Origin of the sequence: Pseudomonas sp. 6D_7.1_Bac1, from assembly GCF_025465945.1 — a bacterium.
Taxonomy (GTDB): Bacteria; Pseudomonadota; Gammaproteobacteria; order Pseudomonadales; family Pseudomonadaceae; genus Aquipseudomonas.
Genome location: NZ_JANLNW010000023.1, coordinates 68,928 through 83,508 on the forward strand (window position 1 = coordinate 68,928; position 14,581 = coordinate 83,508).

Below are 14,581 nucleotides of genomic sequence, written 5' to 3' on the forward strand. Positions count from 1 at the left end.
CGAAATGACTGACACACCACTGTCCCCCGCCGAGTTCGAAGCCGCACTCAGGGCCAAGGGCACCTACTACCACATCTATCATCCCTATCACGTGGCGATGTACGAAGGCCGGGCGACCCGCGAGCAGATCCAGGGCTGGGTCGCCAACCGCTTCTACTATCAGGTGAACATCCCGCTCAAGGACGCTGCGATTCTGGCCAACTGCCCGGACCGGGAAATTCGCCGCGAGTGGATTCAGCGCCTGCTCGACCACGACGGCGCCCCCGGTGAGGACGGCGGTATCGAAGCCTGGTTGCGTCTCGGCCAAGCCGTTGGCCTGGACCCGGATCAACTACGCTCCCAGGAACTGGTGTTGCCCGGCGTGCGCTTCGCCGTGGATGCCTACGTCAACTTCGCCCGCCGGGCCAACTGGCAGGAAGCCGCCAGCAGTTCGCTGACCGAACTGTTCGCGCCGCAAATCCACCAGTCGCGCCTCGACAGCTGGCCGCAGCACTACCCGTGGATCGACCCGACCGGTTACGAGTATTTCCGCACTCGTCTGGGCCAGGCGCGGCGCGATGTCGAGCACGGTCTGGCGATCACCTTGCAGCACTACACCACGTATGAAGGCCAGCAGCGCATGCTGGAAATTCTCCAGTTCAAACTGGACATCCTTTGGAGCATGCTCGATGCCATGAGCATGGCCTATGAACTGAACCGCCCGCCTTATCACAGCGTGACCGAACAACGGGTCTGGCATAAAGGGATCGCCTTATGAGTTTCGACCGCAGCAAGACCCCGACCTGGCGTCCCGGCTACCGCTTTCAGTACGAACCGGCGCAAAAAGGTCATGTGCTGCTGTACCCGGAAGGCATGATCAAGCTCAACGAAAGTGCTGCGCTGATTGGTGGACTGATCGACGGTGAACGTAACGTCGCGGCGATCATCGAAGCGCTCGACGCGAAGTTCCCCGGTGTGCCCGAGCTCGGTGACGACATCGAGCAATTCATGGAGGTCGCCCGTGCTCAGCACTGGATCGAACTGGGTTGACTCGCCCAGCCTGCCGCCCAAACCGGAAGTCGGCCTGCCGCTGTGGCTGCTCGCCGAGCTGACCTATCGCTGCCCGCTGCAATGCCCTTACTGCTCGAACCCGCTGGACTTTGCCGAACAAGGCAAAGAGCTCAGCACCGAGCAGTGGCTCAAGGTGTTTCGCGAGGCGCGGGAGATGGGAGCGGCGCAACTGGGCTTCTCCGGCGGCGAGCCGTTAGTGCGTCAGGATCTCGCAGAGCTGATCGCCGAGGCCCGCAAGCTGGGGTTCTATACCAACCTGATTACCTCGGGGATTGGCCTAACCGAGCAAAAAATCAGCGACTTCAAGAAGGCCGGGCTCGATCACATCCAAATCAGTTTTCAGGCCAGCGACGAACAGGTGAACAACCTGCTGGCCGGCTCAAAAAAAGCCTTCGCCCAGAAGCTGGAAATGGCCCGCGCGGTGAAAGCCCACGGCTACCCGATGGTGCTGAACTTCGTCACCCATCGGCACAATATCGACAAGATCGACCGCATCATCGAGCTGTGTATCGCCCTGGAAGCCGACTTCGTCGAGCTTGCCACTTGTCAGTTCTACGGCTGGGCCCAGCTCAACCGCGTCGGTTTGCTACCGACCCAGGAACAATTGGTGCGCGCCGAGCGCATCACCAACGAATACCGCGCCAAGCTCGAAGCCGAAGGTCACCCATGCAAGCTGATCTTCGTCACCCCGGATTACTACGAAGAACGCCCCAAAGCCTGCATGAACGGCTGGGGCAGCATCTTCCTCACCGTGACCCCGGACGGCACCGCCCTTCCGTGCCACGGCGCACGGCAGATGCCGGTGCAATTTCCAAACGTACGCGATCACAGCATGCAGCACATCTGGTATGACTCGTTCGGCTTCAACCGCTTTCGCGGTTACGACTGGATGCCCGAACCGTGTCGCTCCTGCGACGAGAAAGAAAAGGACTTCGGCGGCTGCCGTTGCCAGGCGTTCATGCTCACCGGTGACGCGAGCAACGCCGACCCGGTGTGCAGCAAGTCGCAACATCACGGCGTGATCCTCAAGGCCCGCGAAGAAGCCGAGCACGCCACCCAAACCATCAAACAGTTGGCCTTTCGCAATGAACGAAACTCACGCCTCATCGCTAAATGCTGAACCCTTGAGCGCCCTCAAAGCCGTAGCGGCTGGCGTCGATTTCACTGACTTGCGCGTCGGCGCTCATGGCTTGTTCTGGAATGAGTACCGCCCCGAAGATGCCGCCTGCCGAATCTGGCACTGGCGCGACAACGCCGCCCATTGCCTGACACCGCCGGGGTTCAGTGCGCGCAGTCGGGTCTATGAATATGGCGGCGGATCGTTTTGCCTGAGCGATGACGGCGTGGTCTTCGTCAACGAGTCAGACCAACAGCTGTATCGGCAATCGCTGGCAGGTGAAATACCTCAGGCGCTGACCTCGGGTGAATGCCGTTACGGCGATCTGCAATTCGCCGGTGGGCAGGTGCTCGCCGTCGAAGAGCAAGGCGATCAGCATCGCCTGGTTGCCATCGATCTGGCAGACGGTAAACGTCACCTGTTGGTTGAAGGCGCGGACTTTTATTCGGCACCGACCTTGAGTCCGGATGCGCGGCGATTGGCCTGGATCGAATGGAGCCGGCCGCATCAACCCTGGACCGCAACACGCTTGATGGTTGCCGAGCGCGATGCCAACGGCGGTTTCGACCAGCCGCGCTGTGTGGCCGGTGACGCCTTTGAAGAGTCCCTGCAACAACCGCGCTTCGATGATGCCGGTCGCCTGTATTGCCTGACCGACCGTGCCGGGTTCTGGCAGCCGTGGGTCGAAACCGGATCAGGCTTGCAGCCATTGCCTGGCGCGGAAGCCGATCATGCGCCAGCGCCGTGGCAACTGGGTGGCTGCACCTGGTTACCGCTGGGCGAACAGCGTTATTTGGCGAGCTGGACTGTGGAGGGTTTCGGACGTCTGGGTTTGCGTTCCAACGATTGCGTTCAGGATCTCACTGGCGACTACAGTCGCTTTCGTAACCTGGCGCTGGATCAGCAGTTTGTGTACTGCATCGCGGCATCGCCGGTCAGTCCTTCAGCGGTGATTGCCATCAACCGCAAAAGCCATCAGGTTCAGGTACTGGCCGGTGGCGTTGCGCTGTTGCCCGCCGAACAGATCAGCCAACCGCAGACGTTGCGCTACCCAAGCGGTGCCGGTGAGGCCCATGGTTTCTTTTATCCGGCCATGACCGATGTCGCCAAACCGCCGTTGGTGGTGTTCATTCATGGCGGGCCAACATCGGCCTGCTACCCGATGCTCGATCCTCGTGTCCAGTACTGGGCACAACGGGGCTTTGCGGTCGCCGACCTCAACTATCGCGGTAGCAGCGGTTACGGTCGGGCCTATCGGCAGGCCTTGTATTTGAGCTGGGGCGAGGTGGATGTCGAAGACGCCTGCGCCGTGGTCGCCTACCTCGCCGGGCAAGGTTTGATCGACGGCGATCACGCATTCATTCGCGGCGGCAGTGCTGGTGGTTACACCACGCTCTGCGCGCTGGCGTTTCACGACGTCTTCAGCGCCGGTGCCAGTATGTATGGGGTCAGCGATCCGGCAGCACTGGGCCGCACCACGCACAAATTCGAAGGCGACTATATGGATTGGTTGATTGGCGATCCACAGCGGGATGCCAAGCGTTACGCCGCCCGCACGCCGTTGCTGCACGCGGGCAACATCCGCGTGCCGGTGATCTTCTTTCAGGGCGAACTCGACGCTGTGGTGGTGCCGCAACAAACCCGCGACATGCTCAAGGCCCTGCAAGACAACGGCATTCCCGCCCAGGCCCATTACTACCCGGATGAACGCCACGGCTTTCGCAAGGCGAACAATCAGGCCCATGCACTGGAGCAGGAATGGTTGTTTTATCGCGGGGTGATGGATCAGAAGAACGGCTGAGACAAAAAAACGCCCCATGCCAAAAAGATCAGGCATGGGGCGACGCGTTATACCGCGAGACGGTTCGGGAATGAGAGAAGTGGCGGCCTGTTCAGACCGCGATGCCTTTGCGGCATTGGAGTTGGGCCGTGCGCACCCGGGAAAAGGCTCGGGCCAGGCGCAGGAGCATTTCGTCGATATTGGCCTTGCTGACGGTCAGCGCCGGCGTAAACCGCAGGCAATCGGGCTTTGGGGCGCTCAGCAGTAAACCTTCGTACAGCGCGGCTTTAACCACTGCGTCAGCCGAATCGTCACTCAGGGTCAGGCCGCAGAGCAGCCCGTGGCCGCGCAGTTCAGCGTGTCCGTAACGGTTGGCCAATCGGCTCAAACCTTCACGCAGGTGTTGAGCGCTTTCCCGCACCTGTTCGAGGAAGTCGTGATCCAGCACGCTGTCCAGCACTGCCAGCCCTGCGGAGGCCATCAACGCGTTGCCATGATGAGTGCCATCCAGCTCGCCCAGCTCAAAACAGCAGGCCTTGCCGCGCGCCAGAAGCGCCGCCACAGGCACCCCGCCGCCCAGCCCTTTGCCCAACACAACAATGTCGGCACGCACGCCGTAACCCTGTTCGGCGAGCAGTCTGCCGCAACGGCCAATCCCCGTTTGCACTTCGTCGAGAATCAGCAGAATCCCCAAATCACGGCACAGGCGTTCGACACCTTTGAGGTAATGTTCGGTCGCCGGAACGACCCCGGCTGAACTCTGGATGGGTTCAAGCATGATGGCAACGGTCTGCGCGTCCACTGCCGCGTGCAACGCCGGCAGGTCATTGAATGGAACATGACTGAAGCCCGGAAGCTGTGGTTCAAAACGATTGTTCCGGCAGTCCGACGCGGACATTGCCGCAAAACCGTGACCATGGCAGCTACCGCTGGCGGTGAGGATTCGCGAAGCGCCGCCGCGATACAGTTGCCCCCATTTGCGCGCCAACTTGATCGCCGCATCGCAGGCCTCACTGCCGCTGTTGAGCAAGTAAGCCTGATCGCTGCCGGTACTGATGCACAGCCGCTCGGCCAGGTTGAGCTGACCACGGTTCAACAGACCCGACCCCGGATTGATCAGCGCTTGCGCCTGAGCGGCGATGGCTTTGGTCAACACCGACGGGCTATGGCCGAGGCTGTTGGCCGCACCACCTTGAGTGAAATCCAGATACGCACGCTCATCACTGTCCCAGAGCCAGGAACCCTGGCCGCGAACGAAAACTGGTTGGGGTCGTTCGACACTCGGCATCAGGTACTCGCTGGAAAGGTTGTCGTACCTTGAAGGCTGAAAATGCTCCGCAGCCAGATCATCCAGGCTTGGCTGATGGTGACGCAGGTTGAACAGGTTCATGCGCTCAGCCCCTCTAGCGGCAACCCCAGCAGACGTGACGACCAATCCTCGACACGCCCGGTGCGCATACGTTTGAGCGCAATATCACGCCAGCGCGAAGACAAAGCCGGGCAATCGACGAGCTTTTTCAAACCGGCGTGCTCAAGCGGCTCCCGATAAAAACAACGCAAGGCCCAGGCCACGGTCAGGCCGGGGTAGCTGCGCTGGATCAGCTCGAACGGCTGATCGGCACTGACAAAACCGGGCTTGAGAACGCGGTAGAACCAGCCGCAGCGCCCCGTATCCTGGGCCAGTTGCGGCAAGATCGGCACGCCCCAGCGATGGCTCAACCGATAGCACGGCGAGCGCGGTTGGCTGACCTGCAACAGCGCGCCACCCCAACGGAACATATCGCCGAGGCAGACGTGCTCTTCGCTCAGACCGTGGGTTGAAAGGTTTTCCCCGAAAGCCGGGGCGCTCCAGTCGATCTGTGGATAACGTTTGCGCCAGTAGGCGTAGTGCTCAGCCGGGTAGTGATGCAGGGCGCGTTCGGGGCCGGTGTGAAAACGCGGATCGCCGTGTTCATCGCTACCCAGGCCTTGCGGCCACAACCAGAGTCGATTGGCAATCCGCTGTTTGTCGGTATCGCTGATTAAACCCTGCCCGAGATTTTTTGCCTTGCCTATGTAAACACCATCAACGTAAACGGTATTCATCGCGTTTTCTGGCCCTGTAAGCCTTGTGAATACGGTTAGACTAGGCTTCTGACAGGCACTGAGCCATTTCGATTTTCCAGCTTTTTCGATAAGAATTACTTATGGATTTTAAGCAACTGCGTTATTTCGTCGCGGTGTATGAAGAAGGCCATGTCGGACGGGCTGCCGAACGCCTGTCGATCTCCCAGCCGGCGCTGTCGCAACAGATCCGCCAATTGGAACAAAACCTCGATGTAAGCCTGTTCGAACGCAGCAGCAAACGCCTGCTGCCCACCCTGGCCGCGCATACTTTGTACAACCACGCCCTGCCGTTGCTCGACGGCATGCAACGGGCGCGCGAAGCCTTGGGCAATTTCAAAGGCCAGGCACTGCGTACCCTGGCCATCGGTGTGCTGCAGACCGTTCACACCAGCCTGGTGCCGAAAATGCTGGAGCGTGTACGCACGGCGCAACCGCACCTGGTGGTCCAGATCTACGAGCTCACGGGGCTGGAAATCGAACGCCGATTGCTCAATGGCTCACTCGATATCGGCATCAGCTACCTACCGCCACGCCAACCCGGACTGCACGGTGTTCTACTGTATGAAGATGAACTGACCCTGGTCATCCCCGCCGATCATCCGTTGCGCGAATTCAAGAAAGTCTCCATGAGCCAGGCCGCGGAGTTGCCGATGCTGTTGCTGGGGGAAGAGTTTCAGGTCCGGCAGATCTGGCAGGGACAACTGGCCAATCTCGGACGCCGCCCGCAAGTGCAGGCGGAACTGAACAACATGGCGGGGATTCTCGACAGTCTGCCCCACACCAGACTGGCCACTGTCCTACCCGGCCGCTCGCAGCAGGAACACGGAAACAAGGCACTCTTGTGGAAACCCTTGAGTGAGCCGAGGGTCCCTCTGAAAGTAGGACTGGTCTGTCGCGACGTGCAACGTCAGCAAGCTACGCTGGAGTTGCTGCGCCATCTGCTGGAAGACGTGATGAATAGCCCGGACGGGCGGATGGCGAGCCCGACGGTATTGGATATACAGGGCTGAATATATAGACCTGGCGAGTGCTGCGCACTCGAACGGGAGCAAGCTCCCTCGCCACAAAAAGAAAACCCCGCCGAGGCGGGGCTTTGCAGACTGTTTCCCTGACATCCATTTCACTCCGCCGTCCTGGCAGAATCCTACGTGTCCGTGTTATTGCTTTGCGCTTCCTGCGCGACGTCCATGTGAAGTAGATTAGCTCTGGATCCAATCTTAGAACAGGGGAAAACAGCAGCACGTCACGTAAGCAAATGCTTACATGGAGTTACATGTCTCAGAACTGCGCCGCGTCCAACAGGAACAGCGACTCGCTACCGGCCTTGACCGAAGCACCCAGCGAATGAATCCGCGGCAGCAGGCGAGCGAAGTAAAAACGCGCGGTGCCCAGTTTGCTGGCGTAGAAGTCGTCCTGCGCCTCTTTACCGAAGGCCGCCTTGGCCATCAATGCCCACATGTAGGCGTAGGACACATAGCCGAACACTTGCAGATACTCGACCGAAGCCGCGCCGATTTCATTCGGGTTGTTTTTTACGCGGTCCAGCAACCAGGCGGTCAGGTCGTCCAGCGTGCTTACAGCGTCGTTCAACGGCTTGGTGAACTCGGTCAGATCGGCGCTCGCGGTGGCGGTGAAATGACGAATCTCGTCGGCGAACAGCTTGTAGTACGCGCCGCCGCTACCGACGATTTTGCGCCCGACCAGGTCCAGCGCCTGAATGCCGTTGGTGCCTTCGTAGATCTGGGTGATCCGCACGTCACGAACCAGTTGCTCCTGGCCCCACTCGCGGATATAGCCATGACCGCCGAAAACCTGCTGGCCGTGAATCGTGGTTTCCAGGCCCAGATCGGTGAGGAACGCTTTGGCGACCGGAGTCAGCAAGGCCACCAGGTCTTCAGCGCGTTTGCGAGTGGTCGCGTCTTCGCTGAACTTGGCGGTGTCCAACTGCATAGCCACGTAGGTTGAAAATGCACGACCGCCTTCGTTCGAGGCTTTCATGGTCAGCAGCATGCGCCGCACGTCCGGGTGAACGATGATCGGGTCGGCCACTTTGTCTTTGTTCTGTGCGCCAGTCGGCGAACGGCTTTGCAGGCGATCACGGGCGTATTCAACCGCGTTCTGGTAAGAGCGCTCGCCAGTGGCCAGACCCTGAATGCCGACGCCCAGACGTTCGTAGTTCATCATGGTGAACATGGCCGCCAAGCCTTTGTTCGGCTCGCCGACGAGGTAACCCACGGCTTCGTCGAAGTTCATCACACAGGTAGCGGAGGCCTGGATGCCCATTTTGTGTTCGATCGAGCCGCAGTTCGCAGGGTTACGCGCACCCAGGCTGCCATCGGCGTTGACCATGAACTTCGGCACCAGGAACAGCGAGATGCCCTTCGGCCCTGCTGGAGCATCCGGCAGTTTGGCCAGCACCAGGTGAATGATGTTTTCGGTCAGGTCGTGTTCACCGCCGGTGATGAAGATCTTGGTTCCGCTGACCTTGTAGGAACCGTCTGCTTGCGGTTCGGCTTTGGTACGGATGATCCCCAAGTCAGTACCCGCGTGCGGTTCGGTCAGGCACATGGAGCCTGCCCAGACACCGGCGTACATGTTGGGCAGGTAAGCAGCTTTCAGTTCATCGCTGGCGTGAGCATTGATTGACAGGCAAGCCCCGGCGGTGAGCATCGGGTACAGACCGAACGACAGGCTCGCGGAGTTGACCATTTCTTCGACCTGAGCCGACACCGCTTTAGGCATGCCCATGCCACCGTAGACTGGATCACCACCAACGCCGACCCAACCGCCTTCAGAGTAAGTCTGATAAGCCTGTGGGAAGCCTGCTGGCGTGGTGACGGTGCCGTCGCTCCAGTGGCAACCTTCTTCGTCGGCGGCACGGCTCAGCGGGGCGATGCTTTTGCTGGTGACTTTGCCGGCTTCCTCAAGGATTGCCTCGACGGTCTCAGCATCGACGGTGTCGGCCAGGGCGGGTAATTGTGCCCACAGTTTGGCAACCTCGAAAACTTCATTGAGGACGAAGCGCATATCGCGCAGGGGCGCTTTGTAGTCAGCCATGGCAAACCTCGTGAGAACTTGAAAAGTGATTCGTAGGATCGGGTTTCAGCAAGCCCTTGAGTGTACCCGAACAACTTTTACGACACATAGGGTCAGCTCGTGACCTATTTGTAATTTTTAGTCACCAGAAAAAAGATCGCAGCCTACGGCAGACTCCTACAGGTTCACCTGTAGTGGAGCTGCCGCAGGCTGCGATCTTTCAGAGGCAGCGCGTGTGTCAGAGCGCAAACAGCTCCGCTGGCAGTTTCATCAGGCAATCACTGCCCGCCTCCACCGCCGCCTGATGAGCGGCCGTACGCGGCAACAGACGCTTGAAGTAGAACTCGCAAGTGGCCAGTTTGCCCTGACAGTAGTCGGCATCGCCGCTACCCGCCGCAAGCTCTGCCTGAGCCACCAGCGCCATGCGCAGCCACAGGTAGGCCAGGATGATGTAGCCGCTGTACATCAAGTAATCCAGCGCGGCAGCGCCGACTTCGTCCGGATTTTTCATCGCGGCCATACCGACCTTGGTGGTCAACTCGCCCCACTGCTGGTTCAACCCGTTGAGTTGCGCCACATACGCCTCGAGCTGCGGATGAGCGGCATTGGCTTCACAGAATTTGTGAACAATTCTGGTGAACCCGCGCAGCAGTTTGCCTTGGCTGCCAAGCACCTTGCGCCCCAACAGGTCCAGCGCCTGAATGCCGTTGGTGCCTTCGTAAATGGGCGCAATACGGCAGTCACGCACCAATTGCTCCATGCCCCACTCGCGGATGAATCCGTGGCCGCCGAATACTTGCATGCCATGGTTGGTCACCTCCAGGCCGGTTTCGGTCATGAAGGCTTTGCAGATCGGCGTCAGGAACGCCAACAGGTTCTCGGCATCCTGACGCTGGGTTTCATCCGCCGACATGTGTGCAACATCCAGCAACTGCGCGGTGAAATAGGTCAATGCGCGGTTGCCTTCGTTGAAGGCTTTCATGGTCAGCAGCATACGACGCACGTCCGGGTGAACAATGATCGGATCGGCGGCCTTCTCCGGCGCTTTGGGTCCGGTCAGCGAGCGCATCTGCAGACGATCGTTGGCGTATTTGATCGCCCCCTGAAAGCTCGCTTCGCCCAGACATAACCCCTGCATCCCGGTGCCGAGCCGGGCATGGTTCATCATGGTGAACATGCAGTTCAGGCCCTTGTTCGCCTCGCCAATCAGGAAGCCCTTGGCACCCTCGAAGTTCAGCACGCAAGTAGCCGACGCCTTGATGCCCATCTTGTGTTCGATCGAACCGCAGGAAACTCCGTTGCGCTCACCCGCCTCGCCTTGGGCATCAGGCAGGAACTTGGGCACGATGAACAGCGAGATGCCTTTGGTCCCGGCTGACGCGTCCGGCAGTTTGGCCAGTACCAGGTGGATGATGTTGTCACTCATGTCGTGCTCACCGGCAGAGATGAAAATCTTGCTGCCAGTGACCGCATAACTGCCATCGGCTTGCGGCACCGCGCGGGTCTTGATGATCCCCAGGTCCGTGCCGCAATGAGCCTCGGTCAGGCACATGGTGCCGGTCCACTGCCCGGCCGTTAGCTTGGTCAAGTAAGTCTGCTTTTGCGCCTCGGTACCGTGGGCATGAATCGCCGACATCGCGCCGTGGGTCAAGCCTGGGTACATGCCCCAGGAGGTGTTGCTGGAGCCGACCATTTCACTGATCACCAGCCCCAGTGAGATGGGCAAGCCCTGACCGCCATAAGTCGGGTCCGCCGCCAGACCATGCCAGCCGCCTTCAACGTATTGCGCAAACGCCTGCTTGAAGCCTTTGGGTGTAGTCACCACACCGTTGTCGAAATGGCAGCCCTCTTCGTCACCGCTGCGGTTCAGCGGTGCGAGAACGTTCTCACAGAATTTCGCCCCCTCTTCGAGGATCGCATTGACCATATCCGGGCTGGCGTCGGTGGCACCGAGGGCCGCGTAATTGGCATGAAAGTCGAAGACGTGGTCGATCAGAAAGCGCATGTCGCGCAGGGGAGCTTTGTACTCGGGCATGGTCGGTTCTCCGTCAGCAGATCATCCAAACCTACTGCCGCGAATCGCCCCGAACAATCACAGTCCAGACGCTGAATGCGCCATCATCACTCAACCCGCAGCGCCGTCCATGCGCACCGCGCCACGGCGGCTTTGGCCGAACGCCATCACGCAGTTTCGCCCTGCGCCCTTGGCGCTGTAGAGCGCCTGGTCTGCGGATTTCAGGACTTCTTCCGGGGTTCGCTGTTCCAGTCGCTCGGCGACGCCAATACTCACCGTGACCGAAACACTTGTAGCGCCGGGACCCGCACGGCGCTGCCGACCTTGCTGGTCGTCTTGCGGGCGGCTGTCCTGATTGCGCAGCTGAATGTTGTAGGTGGCAATCGACTCGCGGATGACTTCCAGGTGCGGCATGCACTCTTCGAGGGTCTTGGCGGCGAACACCAGCGCGAACTCTTCACCCCCGTAACGATACGCCCGGCCACCACCGCCGATCTTCGACAGCTTGCTGGCCACCAGCCGCAGCACCTGGTCGCCGACGTCGTGACCGTGGGTGTCGTTGAATTTCTTGAAGTGGTCGACGTCGCTCATGGCCAAAACGTAGTTGCGGCCCAGCCGCTGCATGCGCTCGTTCAAGGCGCGACGCCCCGGCAGGCCGGTCAGCTCATCACGAAAGGCCATTTGATAGGCTTCATGGGCGACCGCCGCTGCAATCATCAACATCACCTGGCTGCACATGATGTTCAGGGTGAACGGCAGAATGAAGGTCTTGGGCAGCATCCAGAACAACCCGAGCAAGCCCACCAATTGCGCCGCATGTAAGGGCCGAGGGTTGCGAAAATACTGATACGCCAACAGCAGAAAAGACGCGAAGAACACCGGATAGGACAACTGGATCAAACTCATCCACGCACCGTGCAGCGCAGGCCAGCGTATTTCCGACAGCCATATCAACAACGCCTGTGGGTAACTTTGCTCAAGGCCCAGTGCAACGCTGCCGAATGCCAGCAATACAGCGAAGCGCGCGACCATGTCCTGAAACAGGTGGGTGCGTTCCTGCCAAGCGGCAAACACCCCGTACAGCAAGGGCAGCAGCAAACAACAAAGATGGAAAACCACCGCCGCGTCATCACGCACCTTGCTGTAATCACGGTAGTAATCAGTTTGGGTGACGAGCAGGAAGTAGGCGATATACACCGTGACCATCAGAAACAGTTCACGTTGACGTCGGTAAACCGCGCAATACGAACCGCCGAGCAACAGCACCAGGGTCGGCAGCACGTTGAACAGTGAGGTGAAGAAGACGTTGAGATCCTTGACGTAGGCAGCCGCAAGCCCCGCAAGCAACAACAGTAATGAGGGCAAAAAGTGACTGAGACGTACAGCGGAAGAACGCGGCAAGGGTAGAGCTCCGGCCCGGCAAATCAATGGATGGCATTGTGCCTGCATTCCTGGCAGTTAAGCACATGCAATGTGACGCCCATCACATTGCACACTCTTTAACGGCAGCAAAAGCGTTCTACTTAGCGTTTTAGTCGGGAATATTTACACCCGCTTGCACCGGACACAAAAAAGCCGCTGTTCCCGAAGGAACAGCGGCTTTTTGAAGAACTGCGTGGGACTTAGTAGCCCAGTGCGAAGTCTTCTTCTTTCATGTCCATCAGGTTGTTAGCGCCCGACAGCATGGTTGCAACGTGAGTGCGGGTACGTGGCAGGATGCGCTGGAAGTAGAAACGCGCAGTCTGCAGCTTGGCGGTGTAGAACGCCTCTTCGGTGGTGCCGGCAGCCAGTTTCTCGGCAGCCAGACGCGCCATGTCCGCCCAGAAGTAGGCCAGGCAGGCGTAACCGGAGTACATCAGGTAGTCCACCGACGCAGCACCCACTTCTTCGCGATCTTTCATCGCGGCCATACCGACCTTCATGGTCAGCTCGCCCCATTCCTTGTTCAATGCAGCCAACGGTGCGACGAACTCTTTGACCGCTTCGTTGCCTTCGTTGGTCTGGCAGAACTTGTGGACGATCTTGGTGAAGCCTTTCAAAGCCTCGCCTTGAGTCATCAGCACTTTACGGCCCAGCAAGTCGAGTGCCTGGATACCGGTGGTGCCTTCGTACAGCATGGAAATGCGGCTGTCGCGAACGTTCTGCTCCATGCCCCACTCGGCGATGAAGCCGTGGCCGCCGTAGATTTGCACGCCGTGGTTAGCGGACTCGAAGCCGACTTCCGTCATGAAGGCTTTGGCGATCGGCGTCATGAACGCCAGCAGCGCGTCGGCTTTCTTCTTCTCTTCCTCGTCCACGCCGTACTTGACGATGTCGACCTGCTTGGCCGTGAAGTAAACCATCGCACGGTTGCCTTCGGCGAACGCCTTCATGGTCAACAGCATACGACGGACGTCAGGGTGAACGATGATCGGGTCCGCAGCCTTGTCCGGCGCTTTCGGGCCAGTCAGGGAACGCATTTGCAGACGATCGCGAGCGTATTTCAGACCACCCTGGAAGCCGATCTCGGCGTGAGCCAGACCTTGCAGAGCCGTACCCAGACGCGCGGTGTTCATAAAGGTGAACATGCAGTTCAGGCCTTTGTTCGCCGGGCCGATCAGAAAACCGGTGGCCGCGTCGAAGTTCATCACACACGTGGCGTTACCGTGGATACCCATTTTGTGTTCCAGGGAGCCACAGGTCACGGCGTTGCGCACACCGATGCTGCCGTCAGCGTTCGGCATGAACTTTGGAACGATGAACAGCGAAATGCCTTTGGTGCCAGCCGGCGCATCCGGCAGGCGGGCCAGAACGATGTGGACGATGTTGTCGGCCATGTCGTGTTCACCGGCCGAGATGAAGATCTTGGTGCCGGAAACTTTGTAGGAACCATCAGCCTGTGGCTCGGCCTTGGTACGCAGCATGCCCAGGTCGGTGCCGCAGTGCGGTTCGGTCAGGCACATGGTGCCGGTCCATTCGCCGGAAACCAGTTTGGTCAGGTAAGCGTCTTGCTGCTCAGGCGTACCGTGCTCGGAAATGGTGTTCATCGCGCCATGAGACAGACCTGGGTACATGCCCCACGACCAGTTGGCTTCGCCGACCATTTCGCTCACGGCCAGACCCAGAGACTCCGGCAGACCTTGGCCACCGTGTTCTACGTCGTGAGCCAGGCTTGGCCAGCCGCCTTCAACGAATTGTTTGTAGGCTTCTTTGAAGCCAGTCGGGGTCTTAACGCCGGATTCGCTCCAGGTGCAACCTTCGATGTCACCCACGCGGTTCAGCGGAGCCAGCACCTGCTCACAAAACTTGGCGCCTTCCTCGAGAATGGCGTCAACCATATCTGGAGTAGCGTCCTGGCAAGCCGGAAGGCTCTGATAGTGCGCTTCGTAACCGAGCAGTTCGTCACGAACGAAGCGAATATCACGCAAGGGGGCCTTGTAGTCAGGCATAGCGATAAACCTCTGCTGATGTAACCGGGAATGAACGACCGCAATGATTT

At 59.5% G+C, this 14,581-nt stretch carries 11 protein-coding genes; 5 read left to right on the forward strand and 6 right to left on the reverse strand.

Annotated features, from left to right (window positions below; genetic code table 11):
* Positions 1-4 precede the first annotated feature (4 nt).
* From pqqC to NTD87_RS07190, 4 genes are read left to right on the forward strand one after another with little or no spacing between them, the layout of a single operon-like run.
* Complete coding sequence (gene pqqC / locus NTD87_RS07175) at positions 5-757, forward strand: pyrroloquinoline-quinone synthase PqqC (protein ID WP_262112883.1); 753 nt, start codon at positions 5-7, stop codon at positions 755-757.
* Complete coding sequence (pqqD, locus tag NTD87_RS07180; protein WP_262112884.1) at positions 754-1,029, forward strand: pyrroloquinoline quinone biosynthesis peptide chaperone PqqD; 276 nt, start codon at positions 754-756, stop codon at positions 1,027-1,029. The genes pqqC and pqqD overlap by 4 nt, the downstream gene beginning before the upstream one ends.
* Positions 1,030-1,039: 10 nt before the next feature.
* Positions 1,040-2,170 carry a pyrroloquinoline quinone biosynthesis protein PqqE gene (gene pqqE, locus NTD87_RS07185; protein WP_262113015.1) on the forward strand — a complete coding sequence of 377 codons (1,131 nt, stop codon included), beginning with the start codon at positions 1,040-1,042 and terminating at the stop codon, positions 2,168-2,170.
* Positions 2,136-3,968 carry a S9 family peptidase gene (locus tag NTD87_RS07190; RefSeq protein WP_262112886.1) on the forward strand — a complete coding sequence of 611 codons (1,833 nt, stop codon included), beginning with the start codon at positions 2,136-2,138 and terminating at the stop codon, positions 3,966-3,968. The genes pqqE and NTD87_RS07190 overlap by 35 nt, the downstream gene beginning before the upstream one ends.
* A gap of 91 nt (positions 3,969-4,059) precedes the next feature.
* Here NTD87_RS07190 and NTD87_RS07195 read toward each other — a convergent pair whose 3' ends face one another.
* A complete protein-coding gene (locus tag NTD87_RS07195) occupies positions 4,060-5,337 on the reverse strand; it encodes an aspartate aminotransferase family protein (protein WP_262112887.1) in 1,278 nt (425 codons plus the stop codon).
* A complete protein-coding gene (locus NTD87_RS07200) occupies positions 5,334-6,032 on the reverse strand; it encodes an MOSC domain-containing protein (RefSeq protein ID WP_262112889.1) in 699 nt (232 codons plus the stop codon). The genes NTD87_RS07195 and NTD87_RS07200 overlap by 4 nt, the downstream gene beginning before the upstream one ends.
* A 101-nt stretch (positions 6,033-6,133) precedes the next feature.
* Between NTD87_RS07200 and NTD87_RS07205 the strand changes: the two genes are divergently transcribed.
* A complete protein-coding gene (locus tag NTD87_RS07205) occupies positions 6,134-7,063 on the forward strand; it encodes a LysR family transcriptional regulator (protein ID WP_262112891.1) in 930 nt (309 codons plus the stop codon).
* Between the two features lie 268 nt (positions 7,064-7,331).
* Here the strand turns inward: NTD87_RS07205 and NTD87_RS07210 are convergent, their stop codons facing one another.
* The 4 genes from NTD87_RS07210 to NTD87_RS07225 all read right to left on the reverse strand — a co-directional run bounded on the left by NTD87_RS07210 (position 7,332) and on the right by NTD87_RS07225 (position 14,531).
* Positions 7,332-9,110, reverse strand: a complete 1,779-nt coding sequence (locus NTD87_RS07210) for an acyl-CoA dehydrogenase C-terminal domain-containing protein (protein ID WP_262112893.1) — start codon at positions 9,108-9,110, stop codon at positions 7,332-7,334.
* Between the two features lie 217 nt (positions 9,111-9,327).
* The gene (locus NTD87_RS07215) at positions 9,328-11,124 is read right to left on the reverse strand and encodes an acyl-CoA dehydrogenase C-terminal domain-containing protein (protein ID WP_262112895.1); all 1,797 of its coding nucleotides are present in this window, start codon (positions 11,122-11,124) and stop codon (positions 9,328-9,330) included.
* Positions 11,125-11,214: 90 nt separating this feature from the next.
* On the reverse strand, positions 11,215-12,504 hold the full coding sequence (locus NTD87_RS07220; RefSeq protein WP_262112896.1) for a GGDEF domain-containing protein: 1,290 nt from the start codon (positions 12,502-12,504) through the stop codon (positions 11,215-11,217).
* 221 nt (positions 12,505-12,725) lie between these two features.
* A complete protein-coding gene (locus NTD87_RS07225; protein WP_262112898.1) occupies positions 12,726-14,531 on the reverse strand; it encodes a phenylacyl-CoA dehydrogenase in 1,806 nt (601 codons plus the stop codon).
* Positions 14,532-14,581: the final 50 nt, after the last annotated feature.